Annotated in this window: 26 protein-coding genes and 1 riboswitch; of the genes, 12 read left to right on the top strand and 14 right to left on the bottom strand. The window is 62.1% G+C overall.

All coding sequences use genetic code 11. From position 1 onward, the window contains the following. Positions 1–43 precede the first annotated feature (43 nt). Together RHE_RS13745 and RHE_RS13750 are read right to left on the bottom strand one after the other, a co-directional pair. Positions 44–352 carry a GCG_CRPN prefix-to-repeats domain-containing protein gene (locus RHE_RS13745; protein ID WP_011425935.1) on the bottom strand — a complete coding sequence of 103 codons (309 nt, stop codon included), beginning with the start codon at positions 350–352 and terminating at the stop codon, positions 44–46. A gap of 173 nt (positions 353–525) precedes the next feature. Continuing rightward, a complete protein-coding gene (locus RHE_RS13750; RefSeq protein WP_041678693.1) occupies positions 526–972 on the bottom strand; it encodes an SRPBCC family protein in 447 nt (148 codons plus the stop codon). Between the two features lie 519 nt (positions 973–1,491). After that, positions 1,492–1,634: riboswitch (FMN riboswitch) on the top strand. Between the two features lie 79 nt (positions 1,635–1,713). On the opposite strand from RHE_RS13750, the gene RHE_RS13755 reads away from it, so the two are divergent. Next, positions 1,714–2,148 carry a 6,7-dimethyl-8-ribityllumazine synthase gene (locus RHE_RS13755; RefSeq protein ID WP_011425937.1) on the top strand — a complete coding sequence of 145 codons (435 nt, stop codon included), beginning with the start codon at positions 1,714–1,716 and terminating at the stop codon, positions 2,146–2,148. Between the two features lie 147 nt (positions 2,149–2,295). Then, complete coding sequence (locus RHE_RS13760) at positions 2,296–2,985, top strand: VOC family protein (protein ID WP_011425938.1); 690 nt, start codon at positions 2,296–2,298, stop codon at positions 2,983–2,985. A gap of 145 nt (positions 2,986–3,130) precedes the next feature. On the opposite strand, the gene RHE_RS13765 is transcribed toward RHE_RS13760, so the two are convergent. Further along, positions 3,131–3,907 (bottom strand): DUF1194 domain-containing protein, encoded by a 777-nt coding sequence (locus RHE_RS13765; RefSeq protein ID WP_011425939.1) that lies wholly within the window; start codon positions 3,905–3,907, stop codon positions 3,131–3,133. Between the two features lie 138 nt (positions 3,908–4,045). Further along, complete coding sequence (locus RHE_RS13770; protein WP_011425940.1) at positions 4,046–4,948, bottom strand: LysR family transcriptional regulator; 903 nt, start codon at positions 4,946–4,948, stop codon at positions 4,046–4,048. A 189-nt stretch (positions 4,949–5,137) separates the two neighbouring features. Between RHE_RS13770 and RHE_RS13775 the strand changes: the two genes are divergently transcribed. Beyond that, positions 5,138–5,863 carry an SDR family NAD(P)-dependent oxidoreductase gene (locus RHE_RS13775; RefSeq protein WP_011425941.1) on the top strand — a complete coding sequence of 242 codons (726 nt, stop codon included), beginning with the start codon at positions 5,138–5,140 and terminating at the stop codon, positions 5,861–5,863. Then, the gene (locus RHE_RS13780; protein ID WP_011425942.1) at positions 5,857–6,345 is read left to right on the top strand and encodes a RidA family protein; all 489 of its coding nucleotides are present in this window, start codon (positions 5,857–5,859) and stop codon (positions 6,343–6,345) included. The genes RHE_RS13775 and RHE_RS13780 overlap by 7 nt, the downstream gene beginning before the upstream one ends. Before the next feature lie 66 nt (positions 6,346–6,411). Here RHE_RS13780 and RHE_RS13785 read toward each other — a convergent pair whose 3' ends face one another. Further along, a complete protein-coding gene (locus RHE_RS13785; protein WP_020921689.1) occupies positions 6,412–6,951 on the bottom strand; it encodes a Pycsar system effector family protein in 540 nt (179 codons plus the stop codon). Between the two features lie 130 nt (positions 6,952–7,081). Here RHE_RS13785 and RHE_RS13790 point away from each other — a divergent pair, with 130 nt between their 5' ends. Next, entirely contained in the window at positions 7,082–10,801 is a 3,720-nt protein-coding gene (locus tag RHE_RS13790; protein WP_011425944.1) for a FecR domain-containing protein, read from the top strand. Further along, positions 10,801–12,771 (top strand): CHASE2 domain-containing protein, encoded by a 1,971-nt coding sequence (locus RHE_RS13795; RefSeq protein WP_011425945.1) that lies wholly within the window; start codon positions 10,801–10,803, stop codon positions 12,769–12,771. Before RHE_RS13790 ends, RHE_RS13795 begins: the two co-directional genes overlap by 1 nt. Positions 12,772–12,886: 115 nt before the next feature. On the opposite strand, the gene RHE_RS13800 is transcribed toward RHE_RS13795, so the two are convergent. Further along, on the bottom strand, positions 12,887–13,471 hold the full coding sequence (locus tag RHE_RS13800; RefSeq protein ID WP_011425946.1) for a TetR/AcrR family transcriptional regulator: 585 nt from the start codon (positions 13,469–13,471) through the stop codon (positions 12,887–12,889). 136 nt (positions 13,472–13,607) lie between these two features. On the opposite strand from RHE_RS13800, the gene RHE_RS13805 reads away from it, so the two are divergent. Then, on the top strand, positions 13,608–14,165 hold the full coding sequence (locus RHE_RS13805; RefSeq protein ID WP_011425947.1) for a DUF308 domain-containing protein: 558 nt from the start codon (positions 13,608–13,610) through the stop codon (positions 14,163–14,165). A 161-nt stretch (positions 14,166–14,326) separates the two neighbouring features. Continuing rightward, the gene (locus tag RHE_RS13810) at positions 14,327–15,307 is read left to right on the top strand and encodes an SDR family oxidoreductase (protein WP_011425948.1); all 981 of its coding nucleotides are present in this window, start codon (positions 14,327–14,329) and stop codon (positions 15,305–15,307) included. Positions 15,308–15,600: 293 nt separating this feature from the next. Here the strand turns inward: RHE_RS13810 and RHE_RS13815 are convergent, their stop codons facing one another. After that, positions 15,601–16,353 (bottom strand): nucleotidyltransferase domain-containing protein, encoded by a 753-nt coding sequence (locus RHE_RS13815; RefSeq protein ID WP_011425949.1) that lies wholly within the window; start codon positions 16,351–16,353, stop codon positions 15,601–15,603. 269 nt (positions 16,354–16,622) lie between these two features. Here RHE_RS13815 and RHE_RS13820 point away from each other — a divergent pair, with 269 nt between their 5' ends. Together RHE_RS13820 and RHE_RS13825 are read left to right on the top strand one after the other, a co-directional pair. Then, complete coding sequence (locus tag RHE_RS13820) at positions 16,623–17,318, top strand: fumarylacetoacetate hydrolase family protein (RefSeq protein ID WP_011425950.1); 696 nt, start codon at positions 16,623–16,625, stop codon at positions 17,316–17,318. 10 nt (positions 17,319–17,328) lie between these two features. Continuing rightward, complete coding sequence (locus tag RHE_RS13825; RefSeq protein ID WP_011425951.1) at positions 17,329–17,859, top strand: gamma carbonic anhydrase family protein; 531 nt, start codon at positions 17,329–17,331, stop codon at positions 17,857–17,859. A gap of 163 nt (positions 17,860–18,022) precedes the next feature. On the opposite strand, the gene RHE_RS13830 is transcribed toward RHE_RS13825, so the two are convergent. Both RHE_RS13830 and RHE_RS13835 read right to left on the bottom strand, forming a co-directional pair. Beyond that, a complete protein-coding gene (locus RHE_RS13830; protein WP_011425952.1) occupies positions 18,023–18,724 on the bottom strand; it encodes a methyltransferase family protein in 702 nt (233 codons plus the stop codon). 215 nt (positions 18,725–18,939) lie between these two features. After that, complete coding sequence (locus tag RHE_RS13835) at positions 18,940–19,341, bottom strand: hypothetical protein (RefSeq protein WP_042118711.1); 402 nt, start codon at positions 19,339–19,341, stop codon at positions 18,940–18,942. A gap of 311 nt (positions 19,342–19,652) precedes the next feature. On the opposite strand from RHE_RS13835, the gene RHE_RS13840 reads away from it, so the two are divergent. Beyond that, entirely contained in the window at positions 19,653–20,024 is a 372-nt protein-coding gene (locus RHE_RS13840) for a hypothetical protein (RefSeq protein ID WP_011425954.1), read from the top strand. 21 nt (positions 20,025–20,045) lie between these two features. Here RHE_RS13840 and RHE_RS13845 read toward each other — a convergent pair whose 3' ends face one another. Continuing rightward, positions 20,046–20,444, bottom strand: a complete 399-nt coding sequence (locus RHE_RS13845; protein WP_011425955.1) for an ester cyclase — start codon at positions 20,442–20,444, stop codon at positions 20,046–20,048. Between the two features lie 69 nt (positions 20,445–20,513). Beyond that, a complete protein-coding gene (locus tag RHE_RS13850; protein ID WP_011425956.1) occupies positions 20,514–21,089 on the bottom strand; it encodes a transglutaminase-like cysteine peptidase in 576 nt (191 codons plus the stop codon). Between the two features lie 190 nt (positions 21,090–21,279). On the opposite strand from RHE_RS13850, the gene RHE_RS34350 reads away from it, so the two are divergent. Continuing rightward, a complete protein-coding gene (locus RHE_RS34350; RefSeq protein ID WP_042118714.1) occupies positions 21,280–22,566 on the top strand; it encodes a hypothetical protein in 1,287 nt (428 codons plus the stop codon). Positions 22,567–22,801: 235 nt separating this feature from the next. Here the strand turns inward: RHE_RS34350 and RHE_RS13860 are convergent, their stop codons facing one another. The 3 genes from RHE_RS13860 to RHE_RS13870 are packed head-to-tail and all read right to left on the bottom strand — an operon-like array spanning position 22,802 to position 24,940. Next, a complete protein-coding gene (locus tag RHE_RS13860; RefSeq protein ID WP_011425958.1) occupies positions 22,802–23,200 on the bottom strand; it encodes a Fur family transcriptional regulator in 399 nt (132 codons plus the stop codon). Beyond that, positions 23,197–24,009 (bottom strand): metal ABC transporter permease, encoded by an 813-nt coding sequence (locus tag RHE_RS13865; RefSeq protein ID WP_011425959.1) that lies wholly within the window; start codon positions 24,007–24,009, stop codon positions 23,197–23,199. Before RHE_RS13865 ends, RHE_RS13860 begins: the two co-directional genes overlap by 4 nt. Next, complete coding sequence (locus RHE_RS13870; protein WP_011425960.1) at positions 24,002–24,940, bottom strand: ATP-binding cassette domain-containing protein; 939 nt, start codon at positions 24,938–24,940, stop codon at positions 24,002–24,004. Before RHE_RS13870 ends, RHE_RS13865 begins: the two co-directional genes overlap by 8 nt. Between the last annotated feature and the right edge of the window lie 85 nt (positions 24,941–25,025).

Below are 25,025 nucleotides of genomic sequence, written 5' to 3' on the forward strand. Positions count from 1 at the left end.
AACGTCGCACCGGCCCTCGTTTCTCTGCCTCTGTCAACGGCTTTTAGTAGTCGTCCCGCCAGCGGCGTTCACGATCCCAGCGCCGCTCATAGCGCCAGCGCGGGCCATCCCAATCGCGATGACGCCGTTCCCAGCCCCAGCGGGGCGGACCGCCATAGAAAGCCACAGGCGGCGGGCGGCGCCAGTTGCGACGGCATTCGCCCCAGCGGGTCAGGTGCCAGCCGCGACCACAGGCGTAGTCGACCTTTGTGACAGTGCTCTCAACCTTGATTGCCCCGATCGGCATCGCCTGAGCCGTACCGATCGAGAGGCTGCCAGCGAGCAAGGCAGCCGCGATAGAAAGTGCCTTCATCGAAAACTCCATTTCATCCAGCCGCAATCACCTTAGGACCGCCAAATTGAACTGGAGATGAATTGCACGTTCATGTTTGCGGGCGAAAAAGCAGCACTTTTCGACCGCCGGCGGACCGTTCTTCCCGCAGCGTCAAGCGCTTGAGGAGCGTCCCGCCGCCTGCCGAAAGCCGTTCATCGCCTGCCGTAAAATGGATCTGGACCGGGGTCTCGCCCGGCGGCGACCTCGGTGAGCCGTCCGAGGTAATGCGCCCAGCCTTCCTCATGGCCGGCGCACTGCTCCGCACTTGGGAGGCCGCTATGGGTGAGCCGCAAAAGCGTCCCGCCTCCCTGCTCGATCAGGTCGATCTCGACCAGACTCGATCCCGGCGGCACCACCTCGCTCCCATCCCAGCCGAAGCTGTAGGCAAGCCGATGCACCGGCACCACCTCGCGAAACGAGCCGCGCGCAAAGCGGGCGCCGGTGACGTTGACGAGATAGAGCCCGCCGGGCTCCGGCTCGACCTCGGCCTCCGTCCCCATCCAGCGCAGGATCTTCTCCGGATCGGTCATCAGCGCAAACACCGCCGCCGGCGGCGCCGCAAGATGCGCCTCGCGGCGCACGACGAAAGACTCTGGCATCGCTTTCTCCATGGTTGCCGCCCCGTCTCGGAACGGCGTATCATGCTATCGTATCAGGCTATATTGACGTGGGTGCCCGCAATGGCAGCATGTAGGCTTGAAGATGCGTCCAGCAAGGGGCGGGCGGCTACCTCCAACCTCGCTCATCCCGAAGCGCGCGGGCCGAAGCCTCCAAGGACTCTCTCCAGCGCTGCATCCTGCATTCACTGGGATTGATGCTCCCACCTCGCTCTCTTCGGAGCCTGCTAGGGCACATCTCTCCTCCTCATTCCTGTGCCTGTCACAGGAATCCAGCCACGGCGCGTCCGCGCCGTGAGTGACTCTCCCGCGCCCGGAGACTTGGGTGCGCTGGATCCCTGTGACAAGCACAGGGATGAGGGAGTTTGAAGCAACGCGCAGCATTCGCAACCTCCCTGTGGTAAGCGCCTCTTGAGTGTCGGTAACACCTCGCCGCAGCTGCCCGCACCACGACCAATCCATTCCCCTATTGCCAGCCCGCCGCCTTGCCCCTATTGTCCGCGCCGTTCTCAGGGCGGGGTGAAAGTCCCTACCGGCGGTATGCAGTTTCGATTGCGAGCCCGCGAGCGCCTTCCTCGGAAGGGTCAGCAGATCAGGTGAGATGCCTGAGCCGACGGTCATAGTCCGGATGAAAGAGAACGTGCGCTGCTGCTGCCCTCCGGGCTGGCTTCGGATGCTCGTGATCGCCTTGGGTGATGTGTCTGTACGCCAAAGGAGATTACCATGACACCCACCCGTTATGCCTTCGTCAAAGCCGGCTGGCACGCCGATATCGTCGACCGTGCGCTTGAAGGCTTCCAACAGCTTGTTCCCGCCGAGCAGATCGACGTGTTCGATGTTCCGGGCGCTTTCGAAATGCCGCTCCTGTCGCGCGATCTTGCCGCCACCGGCCGTTATGCCGCTGTGATCGCCGCTGCCTTCGTCGTCGATGGCGGGATCTATCGCCACGAATTTGTCGCCCAGGCAGTGGTCGACGGCCTGATGCGCGCCGGCATGGATACCGGCGTGCCGGTGCTGTCGGTCTCGCTGACGCCGCATCACTATCAGGAAACCGAGCATCACACGCAGATCTACCGCGCCCATTTCGTCGAAAAGGGCCGCGAGGCTGCGCGCGCCGCTCTGATGATCGGGAAAACGCGCGCCGCCCTTGCGGCCTAGAAGCTAGCGCAACAGACGGCGGGATGGGCCCGCCGTCTTCTCCACATCGACAGAAGAATTGATTCGACGCCCCACCCGCGCTGTGGTCCACTCGACCGCGACATGTATCGCCATTCTTAATGCATCCAAACCTCAAGGGAGCTGAAGATGAGCAATGCAATGCGCAGTGAACCCACCACCGAATCCATGAAAACACGACCGGTCGACACCAAGCTCGAAGTGGTCGTCATTCCCGTTTCCGACGTCGACCGCGCCAAACGTTTTTACGAGAGCCTTGGCTGGAGGCTCGACGCCGATTTCGCCAATGATGCCGATTTCCGCGTGATCCAGTTCACCCCACCGGGCTCCGGTTGCGCGATCATCTTCGGCAAGAATGTCACCGCCGCCGCCCCCGGCTCCGCCCAGGGCCTCTATCTCATCGTCTCCGACATCGAGGCCGCAAGGCGCGATCTCATCGCCCGCGGCGTCGAGGTGAGCGAGGTCTTCCACGATGCTTCAGGCGTCTATGCCGGCAAGGACGAGCCCTATCTCTTCGGGCGCCTGCGCATTGCCGGCCGCGACCCCGACCACCGCAGCTACCGTTCCTTCGCCTCCTTCAAGGATCCCGACGGCAACGGCTGGCTGTTCCAGGAAGTCACCACGCGCCTGCCGGGACGCATCGATGCCGATGAGACGGCCTTCCCGACATCGAGCGACCTCGCCGCCGCCCTCCGCCGCGCCGCCCAGGCCCACGGCGAACACGAGAAACGCAATGGCGGCAAACACGATGAGAACTGGCCGGACTGGTACGCCGAATACATGGTCAGCGAACAGGCCGGCAGGCAGCTGCCGTTGTAGGTGACAGCGCGGAGCAGCTGTCTTGCCCTTCGGGGCACCTCAAGGTGAGGCTCTTCGAGCGGCAGATACTTTCTTCTTTGCTTTACCGGTATGCCATGTGACAACCACACGGCATACCCTCTCCGCGCTCATCCCAGGTCGCGCCTCACCGATCGAATATATCCCGCCACTGCTTCTCGCCGATCAGACAATCGGCCGTCGGCGCGTCGGCGGCTATCCTCTCCACCGTCGGCGAGGGTAAAATGCCGCTGATCTCGAGGACCAGCTTGCGACGCACGGCGATGGCAAAATCCTCGATCCTGTGGACCGGCAACACGAAGCTGCCGGGGCCGCCGATCACGCAATCTTCGTAATATTTGTCGAGCCCTCCGGGGGCATCGGAAGGACGCAGCATGATAGCCAGCCCGTTGATGATCATGCCTGACGCCACCACCTTGTCGCGGGCGGGTATGACAGGATCGCCGGAATTGTTGGGGCCGTCGCCGGAAACGTCGATCACCTCGCGCCTGCCGCGAAAGGGACCGGTGGTGATCATGCTGGCGCCCTGATTGATGGCGGTGGAGATCGAGGTGCGCCGTTGCGTGGCAATCGGCCGGGCATCGAGCTTGTCGGCAAAGGCGATCGCATCCTGTTCCGTCTCGATCACCTGCCAATCGATCATCGAATCCTGAACGACATAGCCCGCCCATTCGAAATAGCTGATGGCGATGCGGCCGGTGAGCCCGCCCTTGACCGCATCGATGAATTCCTTGTGCTTGAGCGCCTCGACGTAACCGTCGCGCTGAATTCCGATCTCCTCGAAATCCATTGACCGCGAGGTGTCGACGGCAAGCACCAGCGTCACATCGACCTCAGCTGGCGCGGTTTCAGCGGCCGCCACGACTCCTGAAACACCCATGAGCACCGCAAGAGTTGTCAGCATCGGCAAATCCCCGCGCCACCCCAAGCCGACAGACTTTACCACAGCTTGGCCGGGGCAGGATGCACGGTGAGGCACTGGGCTTCAATTTTCGGTGATGAAAATGCGTCGCGTCTCTCAACGGCACCGATTCCGAAACTCTCAATGCAATGGCAGCCACAGCGGGGTGTTCCATGCCTTAAGCGCTTCGAGGAAGACCTGCAGGCGCAAGGGCAGGAAGCGGCGGGTAGGATAGACGGCATGCACGAAAATTTCCGGCGACGACCACTCAGGAAGAAGGCGGATGAGTTCGCCTCTTCGAATCTGCTCGTCGCAATAGGTCGAAGGCAGGAGACCGATACCGTGGCCGCGATAAGTGAAGGCGCTGACCGCGTCGAAATCCCGGCTCGAGACCGGCCCCGACACACGCAGGTCCAGCGATTTGCGGCCGCTGACGAGATGCCATTCCGCTTCGCCGTTGCGGCCATTCAGGAGTACGCAGCGATGCTCCGTCAGGTCTTCCGGTTTGGCGGGAATCGCCCTGCCCTTCAGATATTCCGGGGCCGCGACCAGATAGCGCACGCTCTTGCCGAGCCGCTGCGCGATCATGGACGAATCCTTTAGGTCGCCGAAACGGATTCCGACATCGATATTCTCCGCAACCAAGTCGAGGAATAGATTGGTGACGAAGAGATCAACCTGGATATCGGGATAGGTCTTCAGGAAGGCGGATATGAACTCATAGAAGACCTCCTGTCCGAAGATGACTGGCACCGAGATCTTCAAGAGGCCTCCCGGCTTTCTCTGCGTTTCGCCCAGCGCCTGCTCAGCATCGAGGAGGTGGGACAGCGGCTCGCTGCACCTGTCGTAATAAGCCCGCCCCTGCGCGGTAAGGCTGAGTTTTCGGGTCGTACGCTGTATCAACGTTACGCCGAGCTGTTCCTCGAGCGAGGTCACTTTACGGCTGACGGTTGAAACAGGCATGCCGAGCGAATGGGCCGCACGGCTGAAGCTGCCGTACTGCGCCACCTTCGCGAAGACAGCGATGTCATTGAGGTCCGCCATGCCCCACTTTTGCATCAATGCAAAAGAGAATCCAGATATTTCCATCTAATCGCGCAATCGGGTTTTCGCCATATTCACTCTGCGAAAAACAAGCAACAGCTGATGGCGTCGCGATCGCGGCGGCCCCATCTCGAGCGACCTCGCCTTCGCAAGGCCCGCGTTGCCCGAACCAGATCAATGGAGTTCAACATGACTACGCATAAAACTGTCATCGTTACGGGCGCCTCCCAAGGTATCGGAGCAGGCCTCGTCAACGCCTTCGTCGAGCGCGGCTACAACGTTGTCGCCACCTCGCGCCAAGTCAGCGCTTCGGATGCTCTCAACGCTTCCGACAGGCTGGCAGTGGTCGACGGCGACATCGGCGATCCCGAGACCGCGGCGCGTGTGGCCAAGGCGGCGATCGACCGCTTTGGCTCGATTGACGCCCTTGTCAACAATGCCGGCATTTTCCTCACCAAGCCCTTCATTGATTACACGATGACGGATTTCCGTAAGCTCTCCTCGACCAATCTCGAAGGCTTCATCCATCTCACTCAGCTTGTCATCAGGCAGATGCTCGTCCAGAAGACCGGCGGCAGCATCGTCAGCATTACCACACCGCTGATCGACCATCCGATCGCCGGCTTCTCCGCCTCGGTTTCGATGATGACCAAGGGCGGCATCGATGCAATCTCCAAGAACCTGGCGATGGAATATGCGAGCGATGGAATCCGCGTCAACACGGTCGCTCCGGGCGTGGTCGACACGCCCTTGCATAAGGATAATCCGAAGGAGTTCCTGAAGACGCTCTCGCCGATGTCAGGCATTTCCGACGTTGCCGAAATCGTCGATGCGGTGGTCTTCCTGACCGAGGCTCCGCGTGTCACCGGGGAGGTGCTGCACGTCGACGGCGGCGCACATCTGGGCAAATGGTGACCGGAACGAAAGCCCCGGCAGCCGGCGCGGAACAGCGGCTGCAGCAGCTCGGCATCGTCCTCCCGCCACCGCCGACACCCTTCGGCGCCTATGTTGAGGCGACGAATTCCGGCAACCTCGTTTTCTTCAGCGGGATGTTGCCGGTTGTCGGCCATGAGCCCCGCTATTTCGGCCGCGTCGGCGGGGCGCTGACGGTGGATGAGGGCCGCAAGGCTGCCGAGACGGCGACCCTCAGCGGGCTTGCGGCCGTCAGGGACTATCTCGGTTCGTTGGACAGGGTGGCGAAGGTCGTCAAGCTCGGCGTCTACATCGCGACGGAAGGCGACTTCCGCGACCACCCCAAGGTCGCCGATGGCGCATCCGAACTGCTGCTCCAGGTCTTCGGTGTAGACAAACTGTCCGGCCGGGTGGTCCTTGGCGTTGCCAGCCTGCCACTCGGCATGCCGATCGAGATCGAGCTCGTTCTCGAGGTTGTTGATTGACGAGGGACGGGGGCGCCTCAGCGCGCCCCCGTCCCTATGGCTACCTCGGAGAGTGGCAGCGCAACCTCACCCTGCCGCCAACAGCAGCACATAGGCAACGACGCTGACCATCAACCCGCGAAAGGCGAAGGTTACACAGCGATATTTGCTGCGCGCGATCGTCGAGAGGGTGTTGGCATTTTCTAGATATTGGTCGAAAAGATAGCGCTCGTCTCGCCGCACGGCGGCATCGAAAAACAGGTCGCGGTGCTTCGGCCAGGCGCCCCAGAAGAGCGAGGTCGAGGTGCCTAAATGACGCGGCAGCACAACCAGAATAGCCGAGAGAATGGAGAAGACCGAGGCTGCGGCAAGCAGGCCGGAGAAAAGCATACTTCCCGGCGTACCGCCCGTATAACGTGCCAGGCTAAAAACCGCCCTCACCTCGCTGGAACTCACTAAGAAGGCGAGCATGAAAGTAAAGATGTAGGCAGCCTTTTGGTCGGATATCTTGACCTGATCATAGAATATGTCGTTGATTTTCTTGATGTGGTCGAAATACTCAGCACTGACGTCCCCGCTCGACGGCCTGCTCAGCATAACCTCCGAAGCACTCTCGAATTCACTCACCTGAATACTCCATCCCCTACAGTGTTTCCCTGATATTACACTTTGAAACGAAAGCAAGAACACGTGTGCAACATGCTTGACTTTTTCACTCTACACCGACAAAGGGGAAAGCGGGGATGGGGTCGAGATCATGAGGGGTTACTCCAATAACATCTGTCGCGTCGGCTTTGCGCTGGCGGTTGCGGTGCCCAGTTTTGGGCTGCCTGCGATGGCCGATCCCGTGCCGCGCACAACGCCCGTCGCCGGCTCGGTCATCGCCCGCAAGACCGGCGAGGAGGTCCGCTTCATCGATGTGTCGGACTGGCGCGTCGTCGACCTGCACCAGGATCTTCTGACCGGCGACGTGCTGCGCACCAATGCCAACGGCCAGCTCGCCATCGTCTTTTCCGATCACACCCAGGTCCGCCTCGGGCGCAATTCCTCGCTGCAGGTCAAGAAGATGGCGGCGAGCGGCGATACGGTGCTCAATCTTCAGTCCGGCACGATCTGGGCGCGCGCCGAGCGTGGCGGCCAGGGATTGACGGTCGAGACGCCTGCGGCGGCAGCCGCGATCCGCGGCACCGACTGGACGATGACGGTCGAGGGCGCCAAGACTTCGATGATCGTGCTGGAAGGCCGGGTGGCGCTCTCCAACCCGCAGGGCAGCGTCGAGGTGAACGAGGGCGAAGGGGCGGCTGCCACCATTGGGCAGGCGCCGCGCAAGGTCGTCATCGTTACACCAGATCATCGCGAGCAGATGCTCTTCTATCTCACCCTGCGCAACGGCTTTGCCCTGATGCCCGCCTCACCGCTGCCGACGGCGACCATGCGCAGCGAGCGTGGGCGCATCGCCGCCGTGCCGGCGCAAAGCCGCAGTGCTGCGGACTGGTTGACGCTTGCCGAGGCGCAGCTGACGTTCGATGGCGCCAAGGATGCGCTAGCGTCCCTTGCCCGCACCCGCGACCTGCCGTTGTCGGCCGCCCAACGCGCCCGCGCCGAGCTGATCGAAGCTTTGATCGCAGGCGGGCGGATGCGTTATGCCGAAGCCGCCAGGCTTTTTGAAAAAGCGTTGCCACACCTCGATCCGCAACGCCGCGCTATTGCAACTTATGGCGGTTATTATTCGCGTGCGCTCGCCGATCCGCAACGGGTGGAAAGTCCGCCGGCCGCTGCCGCCATCGGCCCGAATGGCGCCATCGCCAAGGCTTATACTGCTGGCTTCCTGAAGGATATCCCTGCCGCCATTGAGGTACTGAAACAGGCTGAAAAGCAATATCCTGACGATGCGACTCTTCCGGCGCGGCGCGCGCTGTTGGCCCAACTCATCGACGACCCCGCTCAGATGAAGGAAGCGGTCGAGCGGTCACTTTCGATCGATCCTCGCGATCCCGACGGCCTGCAGGCGCGGGCGCGCTATCGCGAGAGCTATGAAGGCGACACCAAAGGGGCGCTTGCTGATCTCAGCCGGTCTCTTGCCGACATGCCGGGCTCGTCGATGAACTGGAATGATCTCGGTCTGCTCCAGTCCGACCGCGGCGCCAACGGCGAGGCGGAGGCAGCCTTCCTGAAGGCGATCGAACTCGATCCCGAGGATCCAGCCCCACACGCTAATCTTGCCATTCTCTATCTCGACCAGTCCAGGATGAAGGAAGCCAAGCGCGAGATCGACACCGCTCTTGCCGTCGATCCCTCCTTCGACATCGCTCTACTTGCGCGGGGCCGCTATTACCTCCAGAACGGCGAGACCGACAAAGCGCTTGACGACCTGCTGGCCGCCTCGACCGCAAATCCCGGCTATTCGGCGGCGCAACTGGGGCTCGCCATCGCGCATCTGGAAAAGGGCGACCGCCTTCCCTCCAACCAGGCGGTCGACAATGCCGACCGGCTCGACAAGAACGACCCCGCCATCTCCGCCTTCCGCACGGCTGTCGATATCGACGACTACGACGCCGATGGCGCAATTCACAATGCCCAGGAATTCCTGCGCCGCTCGCGTGCTCGCGGCGGCGATTACAGCGCGCTAGGCGCCAATGCGAGCGCCGGCTCGACCCTGAACGATGCCTTCCGTCTGCAGGGCCTGGATGCCTGGGGCCGCTATTATGGCGATGCCGTATTCGATCCTTTCAAAGGCAGCGGCTATATCGACCAGTCGATCAAGGGAAGCATCTTTCCCTTCGTCAACGCCACCAATTTCAGCGACGACAACATCATTCAGAACCGCGGCAACGCATCGAGCTACTCATCCTTCATCCAGGGCCTGCTGATCAATCCGCACATGCTCTCCGGCCGTTCGCGTTCGACAACGTTTTTCGATGTGCCCTTCATCGAAGGCTCGCTCGGCGGCGGTATCAACAGCGTCGATGGCCACACCAGACGGATCGGCGAAGCCGAGATCCAGGGCTATTCTAACTCCACTATCCCGATCAGCTTCTACGGCAACCTGACTTGGGAAGAGCTGGCGCTCGACCGCGACTACCGGGATTCCGGCGGTGTCCAGACGGATAACAAGCTGCTGGGCGCCAACGGTTATCTGACGGCAACGGTCACGCCTGACGATCGCGTGGTAGCCTTCGTCAACCATGGCAAGAATGATGGAACACTGAACGCGTTATCGTCAAACACGGGGTTCATGGAGCTCCTGTTCCGTGTCCCTATCCCGCTGCCTCTCTACACAACAGAGGAGACTCTACGAGAAACCACATATGCTGGCATCGGCTGGAGCCACACGTTTGCGTATGAAAACGTGTTGAATGGGGCACTGCTTTATTCAGGAAGCAAATCGAATACGAACAGTGCGCTCGATGTCGACCTGGACCCGGTGTTTATCGGCGCAGGGGTTCCCTTCATCGTTCCCTTTACCGACGTCATTCAGGAGGCCGAATCTCATACCTATATCGGCGCTTTGAGCCATTCCATAGGTGCCGGACCTTTGACATTTCGCTACGGCATCGAAGGCGGCTGGATGGATGCCAGCAGCAGCGTCGATACCACGCTCTTAGGCGTGACAGCTCCTCCCGATCGCGCCGAGAATACCGTCGATATCGGCCGCGGCTATGTCGATGTGCTGCATGAGATCACGCCCGATCTCAAGGGCGAATACGCCTTGTTCGCCACGCGCCTGGAAGGCGATGGCATCGATATCAGCCGGCTGGAGCCGCGCTTCGGTCTTGCCTGGACGCCGGTTCAAAACCACTGGCTGCGCGCCGCCTTCATGCGTCAAAGCTTTGACACCACCGTGCCGACCCTTGCCCCGATCGGCATACTCGGGCTGCAGGCCAACCAGTTCTCCACCAATCCACAAGGCTATACGGACACGGTCGCCCTGCAATGGGATGCAGAATGGACCGACCGCCTCTTCACATCGGTCGAATACCAGCATCAGGAACTGCACGATTTCTCGGTCGATTTTCCGCTGATCTCGCTTCCCTCCGATACCAGCCTGCCGATCTCGCGTGGCAGCATCGATCGCGCTTCCGTCACTGCCAACGTCGCACTCGGCAACGGTTTTGGTCTTTCAGCCACCTATGCCTATATGGATTCGGAGAACAGGGACCCGCTCGAGCCGATCTATGGCGGCCCTCTTCCCTTCATACCACAGAATTCCGGGCAGATTGCCCTGACCTGGGTGAACGAGGCCAAGGTCAAGGCGACGGTCGCCGCCAACTATATCGGCGAGCGCGACGGCGATCGGTTCGGCACCAAGCTCGACGATTATTGGAGCCTCGACGCCCACTTGGTCTGGGAGCCGTTCGACAAGCGCATCGAGCTGGAAGCGGCCGCTTATAACCTGCTCGACGAGGATTTCGAGGTCACGCCCGGCGTGCCCGGCTGGGGCCGCGCCTTCAAGGGCACGCTCAAAGTCCGCTTCTGATGCGGGTGTGGGACAAGCATCGGCAGGCCAGGCAGATCAGAGGCCGTCATCTGAGGCTGCTGGTGCTGTCGCTCACCACGCTGATCGCCATCTCGCTGCTGTCGCGCCTGCCCGCCTGGTCGCTGCTGGAGCTCAGAAGTTTCGATTATCTCTCGACCGTCGACGATCCCCGTCCGCCACCCGGCGGACCCGTCATCGTCGCGATCGACGAACCCTCGCTTGCAGATATCAATGCGCAATGGCCCTGGCCGCGCGGCCTCCATGCCGAGCTCATCAGCCAGTTGCGCGCCGCCGGCGCCCGCGTCATCGGCCTCGACATCATCATGGCCGAGCCCTCGAACCCGGATAATGACGCGGCGATCACCAGGGCCGTCGGACCCGATGTCGTGCTGGCTGGCGACGAGACGCTGATCGAGACGCCACAGGCCTCGCAACTGATCCGCGCCACACCCCTGCCGCAGTTGACCGACGCAGGCGCCGTCACCGGCATCGCCTCGATCGATCTCAGCGGCGACGGCATCTTCCGCCGCATTCCGGGCTACGACGATGGCTTTGCCACCATGCTTGCAAAGGCCTCGGGAGTGGCGCCCGAAGCCCTGCCAGCCGGTCGGCTTATCCAATCCTTCGGCCCAGCCCGCAGCTATCCCACCGTCTCCTATTATCAGGCGCTCGACCCGAAGAACCTGCTGCCTCCCGATTATTTCAAGGATCGGGTCGTGCTCGTCGGCCTCAGCCTGCAGAATGCGCCTGAAATCGACAAAGGCGGCGTCGACGCCTTCGCGACCCCCTATACCGTTCACACCGGTAAGCTCGTCTCCGGCGTCGAGATCCAGGCGACGATCTACGACAATATCCGGCGCGGCCTGTCGATCGCCGAGGCCGGGCTGCCGACGGTTGCCGCCTGCATTCTGATATCGGTGCTGCTTGCCGCCGCCACCGTCTGGCGCTCGACGGGATGGTTGACGGTCGTGAACAGTGCGACCGCCCTCCTCGCCTTCGCGGCCGTCAGTGCCGCCGGCATCCGGCTGGCCCATGTCTTCGTCTCGCCGCTTGGGCCTACGGTCGCCTATATCTCCGTCGTCTTCGGCCAGGCCGCTTTCGATTTTGCCGAGGAGCGCCGCAACAAGCGCCAGATCACTCGCGCCTTCGCCCAGTATATCTCGCCCGATCTGGTCAAGCGCCTGTCGAGCGATCCCACGCAGTTGAAGCTCGGGGGCGAGCGGCGCACGCTCTCGGTGCTGTTCTCAGACGTACGCGGCTTCACCACCATCGCCGAGACGCTGAAGGACGATCCGGAGCAGCTGACCGGCCTGATCAACCGGCTGCTGACGCCGCTTTCCGATGTGGTGATGGATCACGGCGGCACGATCGACAAATATATGGGCGACTGCATCATGGCCTTCTGGAACGCGCCGCTCGACGATCCCGACCATGCGCTTCACGCCGTGCGCGCCTCGCTCGCCATGCAGGCGGCCATATCGAGGCTGAACGGCCAGCTGGAGCGTGAGGCGGCAGCTCTTGGCCGCAAGCCGCACGTCCTGAAGATGGGCGTCGGCATCAACACCGGCGAATGCATCGTCGGCAACATGGGCTCGACCCGCCGCTTCGACTATTCCTGCCTCGGCGACAGCGTCAACCTCGCCTCCCGCCTCGAAGGCGCCTCGAAGAATTACGGCGTGGCGCTGCTGCTCGGCGAGGAAACCGCAAGGCTGGTCGCCGATGCTTACATCATCGTCGAACTCGACCGCATCATCGTCAAGGGCCGCACGGTCCCCTCGCCCATCTTCACCGTCGTGCACAAAGCGGACGCCAAAGCGCTGGCGGCTCATCAGGCCTTCATCGACGCAAAATATGCTGGGACGCTTGCACCATCGGATGTCATCTTCGAAAAACTGGCCGGCGATATTCCCGAGCTTGCCGCCTATTACGCGATCGTGCAGGATGCGCTGGTTGGCGATGGCGGGGAATAAGTCGGGGACTAATTCCACCAGCGGCAAGAAAAGACAAACGCAGCTATTTTTGTTCTCATTCGATCACTCCGATCCCGGCCTCAATCTAGTCGCATGCCTCGTTGACGGCGGTGCCTTAAGGAGTAACTGCCCGCAACTTCGCGACCTCAGGTCCAACCACCGCGATGAACAATCCGGGCTCGCCGAGAGCCCGCGCCGAAAGCATAGCCCCATGAACCGAAGCCATCAGCATCTGGGCCTGGTCTTCCGGCCTGTCGAGCCGGAACAGCCCCTGCTCGACGCCGGCCTGCAGCACCGAGGTCAGCCATGCCGCCAGATTTCGGAAATGGGCGCGCACCCGTGATGCCACCTCGTCGGGCAGCATCTGCATTTCGCTGGCAAGCATGGCGCAGACGCAGAACGGCTGCGCGGCGTTCTCGATGCAGGAACGCCAGTAGTCGATGTAGAACTGCAGCTGATCGGCAGGGCTTGCTGCCTGCTCGCGCAGCGACTGCAAGCCCGCCGCCGCCTGCTTGGTGTAACGATCCACCAGCACCGAGACCAGCTCGGCCTTTGTCGGAAAATGATGGTGGATGCTCGCCTTACGAATGCCGATCGCATCCGCAATGTCAGCATAGCTGAAGCCATTATAGCCGCCCGCCACGATGAGCGACTGGGCAATATCGAGGATCTTGTCCGATGTCGAAGCCGTTGATTTCATAGCGTCGCCTACCTTTTGGTAGGGATATTGTCAAGGCCTTGTGCTCCGTTTCCCTTCACAAGAAGGTGTACGGAAACCGCATTGACTCCACTTTGTAGCCTACCTACTAGTTAGTAGACAAACAAGGAGCCTACCCATGCGAACCGAATCTTCGAACCAGTCCGACTGGCTGCGATCCTACTATTTCTTTCGCGCCGCATTCTCGGTCATCTGGATTGCCGCCGCCATTGCCTTTGCCGGCCAGCCGGGCGCGGCGGCCTTTCTGCTGGTGATCTATCCCTTGTGGGATGCGCTCGCCAATCTGGTCGACGCCCGGGTCAATGGCGGCCTGCGCTCCAACCCGTCCCAAACTTTGAACGTCGCGGTCAGCACGGTCACGGCGCTCGCCGTCATTATCGCGCTTGGCGGCGGCACCCATGCCGTCCTCGCCGTCTTCGGGGCCTGGGCCATCCTCTCCGGCCTGTTGCAGCTCTATACCGGCGTGAGGCGCTGGCGCACTGAAGGCGCCCAATGGGTGATGATCCTGAGCGGCGCGCAATCCGCCCTTGCCGGCGGCTTCATGATCGGCCGATCGCTCGGCACGGCCACGCCGACGATCCTCGATATCGTGCCTTATGCGGGTTTCGGCGCATTCTACTTCCTGCTCTCCTCGATCTGGCTTGCCGTCGCGGCCTTTCGCAAGGCGCACGCATAGGCACTATCCGGCTCTTGCGGCGGTAGGCCTGCCGCCGCTGGAAGCCGGGCACGACGCCACTCATGATCTCGGCGATGCAGAGATTTGCGGGAGACGATGACATTCTTTCGCGCTATGAAAGGTGACCATCGTTCCCGCCCCCAGCCTCCGAGGTCACTCCCATGGCTTTGAAAGTTCTCTTCATTGGCGGCACCGGCCAGATTTCCTATCCTTGCGTCGAACGCGCCGCTGCTGCAGGCCACCATGTCAGCGTTTACAATCGCGGCTTGAGAGACGCCGCCCTGCCCGCCGGTGTCACCTCGATCGTCGGCGAATTGGGGTCGAGCGCCTATGCCGATCTCGCCAGGACCAATTATGATGTCGTCTGCCAGTTCATCGCCTTCACGCCGGATCAGGTGGCGCGTGATATCGAGGTCTTCTCGGGCAATTGCGGCCAATACACCTTCATCTCCTCGGCTTCGGTCTACGAAAAACCGCCGCGCCACTACGTGATCACCGAGGAGACGCCGGCGATCAATCCCTACTGGCCATACAGCCAGGCCAAGATCGCCTGCGAGGAACTGCTCAAGAAGTACGATAACCTCGCATGGACGATCGTCCGCCCCAGCCACACCATCCGCACCGGCCTGCCGATCATGATGGGCGATAGCGATATCATGGCAAGACGCATGCTGGACGGCGACCCCATCCTCGTGGCCGGCGACGGCCACACGCCATGGACGCTCACCCGCTCGGTCGATTTCGCCGTGCCTTTCGTCGGCCTTTTCGGCAAAGAGGCGGCGCTAAAAGAGATTTTTCACATCACCTCCGATCGTGCGCACCTCTGGAACGATATTCAGAAGACCATCGGAAGATTGCTGGGCGTGGAAGCCAAGATCGTCCACGTGCCGACGGACACGCTGATCAAGTACAATCCGGAATGGATCGGCCCGCTCCTCGGCGACAAGGCCTGGACGGCCATTTTCGACAATTCCAAGGTCAAGCGCGTGGCGGGCGATTTCACCTGCGCCGAGAGCTTGGATGAAATCCTGGCCGACTCGATCATGCACCTCAAGCAGCGCCTTGCTAAGGGCCGGCCGCCGAGGGGTGAACTCGATGGGCTGATTGACAGGATTTGCGCGGAGCAAGGTGGGCTTGGTTAGGATACGGCAGGCGGCGAGTGGTGGCGACAGCGCACTCGCCGGTGGCTGGATTCCTGTGACAGGCACAGGAATGAGGGAGTTTGTAGCGACGTTCTCGCCCATGCTCCTCCCCTCTCGTTGGAACGCGGCATCCTCCAACATCCCTCATCCTGAGCGCGCAGGGCAAAGGCCGGAGCCTCGAAGGACGCGCCCGCAACGCTGCCTCTTGCCTACATCCGATGCCGGCGGACCGCCTCGCCCTTCGAGGCCCCTTACGGGGCACCTCAGGGTGAGGCTCTCTTGACCACTTGCACCTATTCCAGCCGCCGCGCCTCCACCGGAGCCTCCTGCTTGAAGCCGTCGAAAAAGCGCCCGCCATGCAGGGCAAGCTCCCGATCGGCGAGAGCCAGGAGCGAGGCGCCGTCACCCTGCACCGCCAGCCTGCACGCGGCATCGAATTCCGCGGCCAGTTCCGCATCAAGCTTCATCATGAGCCGCGGCGCCCACTTGCCGCGGCCGGTCCATGCGCCGCGCCCAAGCAACATCAGATCGGCGAGCTTCTGGTAGAGAGCCGCCGCGATGGCAGCGATTTCTTTAGGCGTCCGGTCGCCGCGCAGGTCGTCGGCGAGATCAGTGACTTGATAGCGCAGCATATCATAGCTCGGGCTATCGAGAGGCTTCGGCCCCGCAGCGAGAACGCCCGCCGCCTTCGCCTGCATGAGGCGCCCACGCTCGATATCGGGCCCGATAATGCTGCCCGTCGCAACCATATTGACCATGACAGGACAGCCGCTCTCCGCGTCCTGATGGAGATAATGCGCCAGCGTCTGCGGATCATGGACGAAGGCTTCGACCGGAAAACCGTCTTCAGTGAAGGATTCCCGCCAGGCTCTGCCGAGCGACGGAAACACGACAATGAGATCAATATCCGAAAAAGCAGCCCCCTCGCCGCGCATGATGGACCCGGAAACATAGGCGAAGGCGGCCCCGGCATAGCGGCTGGCGAGAGAGCGGCAGGCGGCGGCGAGCGCCCGCTCGGCAAGAATCTGTTTCTGGATGTCGTCCACGTTCTCGTCCTCGGAGGCGGGAGACGAGCGGCAACAAAAAACCCGCTCGTTTCCGGCGGGTTGGTTCTGCAATGAACGGAATTCAGTTCACGCGTCTGCCACCGACCGCCAAACGGTGGTCGTAGACGTCGTGGAGACTGCGAAAATCCTGCTCATGAACGTAAGTTATCGCCCGCCGGCAACAGCGTCAATCCGCCAAGCACGCTTCCCCGCCGCACTGTTTTCCGTCTAAGATGCGCCCAAAGACTCGCTGAACAGGAAGGCCCGCCATGCCCCATCCCGCCACCGTCATTCCGCGTCCCGCATCGGTTTTGCTGCCGGTCGAAGGCAGCGACGAGCGTTTCCCGGTCCGCCGCGTCTATTGCGTCGGGCGCAATTATGCCGACCATGCGATCGAGATGGGTCATGATCCCAACCGCGAACCGCCCTTCTTCTTCCAGAAGAACGCCGACAATCTGCTGCCGCCCGGCAATGCCTTCCCCTATCCGCCGCTGTCGAGCGACGTGCATTACGAGGTGGAATGCGTGCTGGCGCTGAAATCGGGCGGCGCGAACATCCAGGCCGAGAATGCACTTGACTGCGTCTACGGCTATGCCGTCGGCATCGATTTCACCCGCCGCGACCTGCAGGGCGAGGCCAAGAGGCTCGGCCGCCCCTGGGAGCTCGCCAAAGCCTTCGAACATTCCGCCCCCGTTTCGGCGATCGTGCCGGCGAGCCGCGTCGGCCATCCCGCCGATGGCCGGATCTGGCTGGAGCAGAACGGCAGGCGCGCCCAGGACGGCGACCTCAACCAGATGATCTGGAAGGTGCCGGAGATCATCGCCGAACTGTCGAAGCTCTTCGCGCTGGCGCCCGGAGACGTGATCATGACCGGCACACCGGCCGGCGTCGGCGCGGTTGCCAGGGGCGACCGCATCACCTGCGGCATTGAGGGTGTAGCGACGCTTTCGGTCGACATCGTCTGAGGAGAGGCTCATGCCCGTCTACGCGCTTGGCGGCCTGACGCCGAAACTGCCGCCCGCCGGCCTTCACTGGATCGCGCCGGATGCGCATGTGATCGGCGATATCGAGCTCGGCGAAAATGTCGGCATCTGGTTCGGATCGGTGCTGCGCGGCGACAATGAAAGGATCACGATCGGCGCCGGGACCAACATCCAGGAAGGCGTCATGGCCCATACCGACATGGGCTTTCCGCTGACGACGGGCAAGGGCTGCACCATCGGCCACCACGCCATCCTCCACGGCTGCACGCTCGGCGACAACGTGCTGATCGGCATGGGCGCGACCATTCTTAACGGCGCCAAGATCGGCAACAACTGCCTCGTCGGCGCCAGTGCGCTGGTGACGGAGGGCAAGGAATTTCCCGACAATTCCCTGATCGTCGGCACGCCGGCCCGTGTGGTGCGGGTGTTGGACGAGAAGGCTGTCGAGGGTATCCGCCGTTCGGCGGAAAATTATGTGGCGAATTGGCAGCGGTTTGCGCGGGATCTCAGGGTGATTGGGTGATTGCCGGTGGCCGCCCACGTCCTTCGAAGCGGCCGGCCGGCAACCTCGGATTTGGCGCAGGCCGAGCCACACACGGCATACTGATCAACCCTCATCCTCGGATGCGCAGACCAAGGGCCGGAGCCTCGAAGGCCGAGGGCGGGTGACAGGCGCTTCCAATCGCTCACCAAACACCGGGAATCCAGCGCCAGCGCACCCGTTCCATATACTCCGCATATCCTTCAAGCCCTTTGCGCAACTCCGCCTCCTCTCCGAGCGTCCGGCCAAAGAGCACGACGACGAGCAGCCCCACGGGGATCAATGCATAGAGCGACCCGAGTGACAGCGCCGTTCCGGCGGCAAGCAAAATGGCGGTTGCATAGCCGGGGTGGCGGATCACGGCGTAGGGCCCGCTGTCGATCACCTTGTGGTCACGGTTGGTCTGGATGCGCACTGTCGGCTCGAAATGCCGGTTGACCGATTGAGCCCAGGTGAGGCCGAGATAGCCGGCGCTCATCAGGAGATAGCCGAGGAAAACGACCCACCAGGGTTGCGGCGCCCAGTGGAAACGCCCATCGTCGAACGCGCCGACCGGAAGAATGGCAGCGAAGAGAATGATCGTCAGCGTCGCGACCACGGCATCCCAGCTCTTGGTTCCCTTCTGATATCGGCTGCGCGCCGCAAACAATTCCGGATTCGTCCGCCAGATCCAGACGATAGCCATTGCAGTCAGCGCCAGGAAGAGGCCGAGAAAGATCCAGCCGCGCGGCCAAGCGAACGTGCCGGCGGGCCAGAACAGTGCGACAACCATCACTGCGACGGTTATCGCAAGTGATCCGAGCGACGGCGCCGCCGAGCGACGCAGCTGGCTGTGTTTTTGCGTCATGACGGTTTTTCCGTTCCACCGGCGCGAGCGCCTTCTGCTGCAGCAGCGGCCGCAAAGGTCTGACGGTCCTATGCCTGATTTAGGAAGCGAAACGCGCGCAACAACGGGTAGCAAGGCGGCATATGAAACCGCCTCCGATAACAGAGGTCATTGTTTCCGCAGGTGCGTGGTCGGGGACTGCCGTTGCGGCAGTATTGGATATCGTTAAAAACCGCCTATTCGGCCGCTTCCAAAAACTGGTTCTCTCCCGACGAAGCGGCAAGCGCCCGAACCCTGGCTTCCGTCTTGGCGATCAGCTGATAGAATTCGTCCTGCGCTTCGACATCCAGCTGAATGACGGCATTGACGTCATCGGGAGTATCGCAAACACAGGCGACCGCCGAAATGGGGCAGATACCGCCGGGATAACGCTTACCGGTCCCTGTATAGGCGCGACGGCCCCAGCGCTCGGAAAACACCGTTTCCTCCCGATCGAGGTGGAGGATCGTGCCTTTGCAGGCGGTCACGATAGCCGCCTTGCCGTAAGCGAACCAATGGTAATTCAGCCTACGGAGAATATATTTGCCAGTGATGTCTTCGCCAGCCAGTTCGGCAGGGTCTTCTATCATTCGGATCATGAGAGCGTCCTCAACATGAGAGCAATATCCGTCATCTCTACTTGCCCCGCAAGTCGAAAAGCGCAGCTTTTGTAGTAGCTTAGTCACAAAGTGTTTCTGATTCTTACATCTTGCAGGCGCCAGGCAGCTTGCCGGCCATGCAATCCATTGTCGAATATCCCGGCTTTGCACCTGATTCCGCCTTTTCCAGAGGGCAGCCATGCCGCCTTGCGTTTTCCCGCTGAGGCCCAATATTTGAAATCCTGGATCGGCAATAAGCCGTCGGATGACGGCTCAACTTCTCCGCCGGTTCACACCAGCAGGAGTGCCCCATGGTCGAAGCCGTCAGCAGCATCTCCTCCACAGCCGCGTCCGAGCCCACAAAGGTCGGCATCAGCACCTCGATCGGCTCGGAACCAGAGAATGCCTGGGTTGCCGCCCGCCAGTCGCAGATCACGGCCGATCAGCAGGCATGGAAGGGAGCCGCGGGGACGAATAGGAGAGGCAATCTTGTTCCGCATGCGGATCTGCTCATCGATCACGAGGAGCATCCACGAAAGCGGCATGGCCATGCGCGATCGGGCGAAAGCGAAGAGGCCGGCGAAGACGCGAAACAGGCGCTCCTGTCAGGTGAAAGCGAGCGGATCGGCACCCGCAATTTCGACGAGGATACGCCCTTCGGCAAGCGCGTCGCCATCATCTGACGAATTCCCGCCTCCGCTCGGTTAACGCCCACCCGCAAGTTGAGCCTCGATCGCCGCCTTGTCGATGACCGACCAGACCTCGATGATCTTTCTGTCGCAGAATTCGTAGATCACGTTCTCGGCGAAGGAAAGGCGCCTGCCGTTCACGTCGTGCCCGAGAAACTTTCCTTTCGGCGAACAGTCGAAACCCAGCCGGCAGGCAACGTATGGCGGATCGCTAAGAAGCATCCGCACATAAAAAAAGAGATCGGGAATGTCGTCGAAATCCCGCTCCAGCATGGCGATGTAGCCCGCAAGCCCAAGCCGCCGGCCGTTATGGACCACATCCTCGTCGACGAACTGGCCGAGATCGGGCCAGTCCTGCCGGTTCAGGCAAGCGACATAGCCTCGGTAGAGATCGGCAAGTTCGGTTTTGGTCACAGACGAATTCCCTTGCGCGGCTGAAGCATTCGGCAGCGGCAGCGGGCGCGCCGCCTTGCGGTTTTCAGCTCAGGAGAACTCGCCGGCGCGGGGACCGGCAAGCGTCACGCGCCAGCCGGTGCGCGACTGGAAATCCTGGGTGGCCAGAAACGTGTAACCCGTCGTGCGCCAGGGCTTCACGGCGCTGGTCAGATTGTCGAGCACATAATCGCCGCCGGCCGTGCGGGCAATCAGAACGACGTGGTTCTGATCATGCGGTCCGATCACCACGGAAAGCGCCAGCCTGTTCGATGGAAAACCCGCCTCGATCAAGTCCTTCATCTTCTGCAGCGCATAGTCCTCGCAGTCGCCACGGCCGGCAACCGGTAGTGACCAGACATCCCCATTTCCGGATGACGAGCGATCTTCCGCCGAAACGATACGTCCGTTTACGGCACGATTGACCTTTTGAAGAAGCGCTATTCCCGCCTGATCGTTCAGCTCTTGCGCCACCGTCCTGCCGCACAGCCACTTGTACTTGGCGCAGGCCGCAGCGAATCCCACCGGTGCGCCGATGCTTCGCGTCACGGGCAGCGACGATCCCGCAAATGCCTGAAAATGCGGAACAATCACCAAAAATACCGCAAGAGAAAGGAGACGCTTCATGGCCGATTCCCTTTGTTCGTCACGGGAGAATAACACAGCCAGTATAAAAATTTATTAAAATTTTATACTTGCAAATTTAACTGTATTTGGTGATTGAAACAGATAACCATTGTTTATTCTTCATGTTAATCCCTTGTTAGTATAAATGATCTCCCCATTAACGGTTAATTAACCTTGGGAGACGAGTGAAATGATCAGCAGAGCAGTAAAATTCAGCCTCGCTGTGGCGTCCCTTCTGGCAAGCAGCAGCTTGGCAACGGCAGCCCCCACAGTCGTTAATTGCAAGGCCGCAGTCCGCGGCACCCTCGAATACAGGCTGTGCATGCCCACGCGGGCAATACAGACCGACAGCAAATTCGGTCCGAACGATAAGGATCGCAGCAGCCATGACGCGGGTGGCAAGAAGACATCCAGCAATGGCAACGGTGGCGATGACGGGGACAGCAAAGACGTCGGCCAAAATGGCGGCAGCGGTGATCAGGGCGGCAGCGGCGACCAGGGCGGCAGCGGTGACCAGGGCGACAGCGGCGGTCAAGGCGGCAGCGGCGATCAAGGCGGTAGCGGCGATCAAGGCGGTAGCGGCGATCAAGGCGGCAGCGGCGATCAGGGCGGCAGCGGTGACCAGGGCGGCAGCGGTGACCAGGGCGGCAGCGGTGACCAGGGCGGCAGCGGTGACCAGGGCGGCAGCGGCGATCAAGGCGGCAGCGGCGATCAAGGCGGCAGCGGTGACCAGGGCGGCAGCGGTGACCAGGGCGGCACCGGCGGCAAGGGTGACAAGGGCGACAGGGGCGACAAGGGCGACAGGGGCGACAAGGGCGACAAGGGCGACAAGGGCGGCAAGGGCGGCAAGGGCGGCAAGGGCGACAAGGGCGACAAGGGCGACAAGGGCGGCAAGGGCGGCAAGGGCGACAAGGGCGACAAGGGCGACAAGGGCGGCAAGGGCGGCAAGGACGAGGAAGATCACGGCCATGGCAAGGGCGGCAACGACGGCACGGGCAACAGCGGCAATGGCGATGCCGGCAAGGGCGGCAACGACGGCGCGAGCAGCGGCGGCAACGGCGATGCCGGCAAGAGCGGCAACGACGGCGCGAGCAGCGGCGGCAATGGCGATGCCGGCAAGAGCGGCAACGACGGCGCGAGCAGCGGCGGCAATGGCGATGCCGGCAAGAGCGGCAATGGCGATGCCGGCAAGAGCGGCAACGACGGCGCGAGCAGCGGCGGCAATGGCGATGCCGGCAAGAGCGGCAACGACGGCGCGGGCAGCAGCGGCCATGACGGCGCCGGCAAGGGCGGCAACGACGGTGCGGGCAGCAGCGGCAATAATGGTGCCGGCAAGGGCAGCAACGACGGCGCGGGCAGCAGCGTCAATGACGGCGCCGGCAAGGGCAGCAACGACGGCGCCAGCAAGGGCAGCAACGACGATGCGGGCAGCAGCGGCAATGACGGCGCCGGCAAGGGCGGTTCCGGCAAAAACTGATCGGAACGATTGAGGCGGTTTGTCCGCGCCACTCGGCTGGCCGGCAGCGGGCGAACCCCTCGTTCCTGATGCTCGCGCTTGTCGCGAGCATCTCCGTACGGTCGACACGAGGCAGATCCTCGAAGCTAGCGCGAGGATGACTCGGACGGAAAAAGGTGGTCAACAAGTGGAGGGCCGGTTTGCCGGCCCTATCTTTTTGATCGCCCTATCGTTGGCAACGGAACGGTTTCCCGTCTTACGCCGCGCAGGCCTCGCACAATCCGCGGATCTCGATCGTGGTCTTCTCGGGCTTGAAATTCTGTCCGCGCACCCAGCCCATCAGCCGGTGGTCGACCTCGTGGTCGTGGAATTCCATCACCTGGCCGCAGCTTTCGCAGATGGCAAAGGCGACGATGCCGTGGCTGTGGCAATTGTCGCCCGGATGGGCGCAGGCGACGAAGGAATTGATGCTTTCGAGCCGGTGCACGACGCCATATTCGAGCAGTTTCTCCAGCGCCCGGTAGACCTGCAGCGGCGCGCGAAAACCATGGTCGCGCAGCTTGTCGAGGATGGTATAGGCGCTGAGCGGCCCCTCGGCCTTCTCAAGCACCTCGAAGACCAGCGACTGGTTCTTTGTGAGTTGCGGTGTTGTCATGAGCCTTGTCCTTGCGCGAGCGCGCGGCGCCTGACGGGAAGCAGGCTGAGAATGAAGAGGATCAGCGCCGCGACGACGATTGAGGGGCCGGACGGCGTGTCGTAGGTCAGCGAGCCGAACAGCCCGCCGACGACGGCGGCCGCTCCGATCAGCGAGGCGAGCACAGCCATGATTTCCGGCGTGACCGAGAAGCGCCGTGCGGCCGCCGCCGGAATGATCAGCAGCGAAGTGATCAGCATGATGCCGACGATCTTCATGGCAATGGCAATGACGACGGCCATCAGCAGCATGAAGAACAGCCGCGCCCCCTCGGGTCTCAGCCCCTCGGCCTCGGCAAGCTCGGCATTGACGGTGGCAGCCAAGAGCGGGCGCCACAGCCAGGCGATCGCCGCCAGCACGAACAGCCCGCCGCCCCAGATCAGCGCAATATCGGTGGTGGACACGGCCAGGATATCGCCGAACAGGAAAGCGATGAGATCGATCCTGACCCAGCTCATGAAGGCGACCATGACGAGGCCGATCGCCAGCGTGGCATGCGAAAGAATGCCGAGCAGCGCATCGGCCGACAGCGCCTGGCGTTTCTGCAGGAAGAGCAGCAGCACCGAGACGAGCGCGGCGACGGCGAAGACAGCTAGCGTCAGATTGAGTTCGAAGAGCAGCGACAATGCGACGCCAAGCAGCGCCGAATGGGCGATCGTATCGCCGAAATAGGCCATGCGCCGCCAGATGATGAAGCAGCCGAGCGGTCCGGTCGTCAGCGCCAGCCCGACGCCGGCAAGGATGGCGCGCACGAAGAAATCGTCAAGCATGGCGGCCCTCCCCGCTGCGGGAATGGGCGTGTTCATGAGCATGGTCGTGCCCATGATGATCGTCGTGACTGTGCTCATGCGCATGCACATGATCTTGGCCATGTGCGTGCTCCTGGGAATCATGAGCGTGATGTCCATCTTCGGGATGGCAATGGTCCGTCACGGAGCCGTCCGCATGCAGCACACGCCCATCTGGCAGGTGCGTATGATCGTGATGATGGCTGTAGACGGCGAGCGTCTGGGCCGCCCGGCTGCCGAACAGGCGCACATATTCCGGGCTGCGGCTGACGGCCTCGGGCGTGCCGCGGCAGCAGACATGGCCGTTGAGGCAGATCACCGTGTCGGTCTCGGCCATGACGACATGGAGATCGTGCGAGATGAGCAGGATGCCACAGCCGCTGGCATTGCGGATCGATTTGATGAGGTGGTAAAGCGCGATCTCGCCGGAGAAATCCACTCCCTGCACCGGCTCGTCAAGCACCAGCAGGTCAGGCTTGCGGGCAATCGCCCGGGCCATCAGCGCCCGCTGGAACTCTCCGCCGGAAAGGTGCTGCACCTCGGCGCCGATCATATGGGCAATGCCGGCGGCTTCGAGCGCCGCCTGCATATCGCGCTCCGGCAGCGGCCCAGTCAGCGTCATCAGCCGGCGCACCGTCAGCGGCAGCGTCCAGTCGATCGAAAGCTTCTGCGGAACATAGCCGACCTTGAGGCCGGAAAGACGCTCCACCCTCCCCTCGTCGGGCTTCAGCACACCAATCGCGGCCTTGGCGCTCGTCGATTTGCCGGAGCCGTTCGGCCCGATCAACGTGACGATCTCGCCGCGCGAGACCGAAAATTCGACGCCGCGAACGAGCCAGCGGCCGCCGCGCAGGACACCGACATCTTCGAGCGAAACCAGTCGTTGGTTCTTGGCATTTGCGGGAGAGAGCATCGAATTTTCCGAAAGCGCTGTTGCATCCTGCTATTGCACACGTTATAGCATAACGCAATCAATGTAATAACATAACACTCGCAAT

The organism is Rhizobium etli CFN 42, assembly GCF_000092045.1.
Classification (GTDB): Bacteria; Pseudomonadota; Alphaproteobacteria; order Rhizobiales; family Rhizobiaceae; genus Rhizobium; species Rhizobium etli.

Excerpts from the sequence above, each read along its gene's own strand:
- RHE_RS13745 (WP_011425935.1), bottom strand. The coding sequence starts at position 352 with ATGAAGGCACTTTCTATCGCGGCTGCCTTGCTCGCTGGCAGCCTCTCG.
- RHE_RS13750 (WP_041678693.1), bottom strand. The coding sequence starts at position 972 with ATGCCAGAGTCTTTCGTCGTGCGCCGCGAGGCGCATCTTGCGGCGCCG.
- RHE_RS13755 (WP_011425937.1), top strand. The coding sequence starts at position 1,714 with ATGACACCCACCCGTTATGCCTTCGTCAAAGCCGGCTGGCACGCCGAT.
- RHE_RS13760 (WP_011425938.1), top strand. The coding sequence starts at position 2,296 with ATGAGCAATGCAATGCGCAGTGAACCCACCACCGAATCCATGAAAACA.
- RHE_RS13765 (WP_011425939.1), bottom strand. The coding sequence starts at position 3,907 with ATGCTGACAACTCTTGCGGTGCTCATGGGTGTTTCAGGAGTCGTGGCG.
- RHE_RS13770 (WP_011425940.1), bottom strand. The coding sequence starts at position 4,948 with ATGGCGGACCTCAATGACATCGCTGTCTTCGCGAAGGTGGCGCAGTAC.
- RHE_RS13775 (WP_011425941.1), top strand. The coding sequence starts at position 5,138 with ATGACTACGCATAAAACTGTCATCGTTACGGGCGCCTCCCAAGGTATC.
- RHE_RS13780 (WP_011425942.1), top strand. The coding sequence starts at position 5,857 with ATGGTGACCGGAACGAAAGCCCCGGCAGCCGGCGCGGAACAGCGGCTG.
- RHE_RS13790 (WP_011425944.1), top strand. The coding sequence starts at position 7,082 with ATGAGGGGTTACTCCAATAACATCTGTCGCGTCGGCTTTGCGCTGGCG.
- RHE_RS13795 (WP_011425945.1), top strand. The coding sequence starts at position 10,801 with ATGCGGGTGTGGGACAAGCATCGGCAGGCCAGGCAGATCAGAGGCCGT.
- RHE_RS13800 (WP_011425946.1), bottom strand. The coding sequence starts at position 13,471 with ATGAAATCAACGGCTTCGACATCGGACAAGATCCTCGATATTGCCCAG.
- RHE_RS13805 (WP_011425947.1), top strand. The coding sequence starts at position 13,608 with ATGCGAACCGAATCTTCGAACCAGTCCGACTGGCTGCGATCCTACTAT.
- RHE_RS13810 (WP_011425948.1), top strand. The coding sequence starts at position 14,327 with ATGGCTTTGAAAGTTCTCTTCATTGGCGGCACCGGCCAGATTTCCTAT.
- RHE_RS13820 (WP_011425950.1), top strand. The coding sequence starts at position 16,623 with ATGCCCCATCCCGCCACCGTCATTCCGCGTCCCGCATCGGTTTTGCTG.
- RHE_RS13825 (WP_011425951.1), top strand. The coding sequence starts at position 17,329 with ATGCCCGTCTACGCGCTTGGCGGCCTGACGCCGAAACTGCCGCCCGCC.
- RHE_RS13830 (WP_011425952.1), bottom strand. The coding sequence starts at position 18,724 with ATGACGCAAAAACACAGCCAGCTGCGTCGCTCGGCGGCGCCGTCGCTC.
- RHE_RS13835 (WP_042118711.1), bottom strand. The coding sequence starts at position 19,341 with ATGATCCGAATGATAGAAGACCCTGCCGAACTGGCTGGCGAAGACATC.
- RHE_RS13840 (WP_011425954.1), top strand. The coding sequence starts at position 19,653 with ATGGTCGAAGCCGTCAGCAGCATCTCCTCCACAGCCGCGTCCGAGCCC.
- RHE_RS13850 (WP_011425956.1), bottom strand. The coding sequence starts at position 21,089 with ATGAAGCGTCTCCTTTCTCTTGCGGTATTTTTGGTGATTGTTCCGCAT.
- RHE_RS34350 (WP_042118714.1), top strand. The coding sequence starts at position 21,280 with ATGATCAGCAGAGCAGTAAAATTCAGCCTCGCTGTGGCGTCCCTTCTG.
- RHE_RS13860 (WP_011425958.1), bottom strand. The coding sequence starts at position 23,200 with ATGACAACACCGCAACTCACAAAGAACCAGTCGCTGGTCTTCGAGGTG.
- RHE_RS13865 (WP_011425959.1), bottom strand. The coding sequence starts at position 24,009 with ATGCTTGACGATTTCTTCGTGCGCGCCATCCTTGCCGGCGTCGGGCTG.
- RHE_RS13870 (WP_011425960.1), bottom strand. The coding sequence starts at position 24,940 with ATGCTCTCTCCCGCAAATGCCAAGAACCAACGACTGGTTTCGCTCGAA.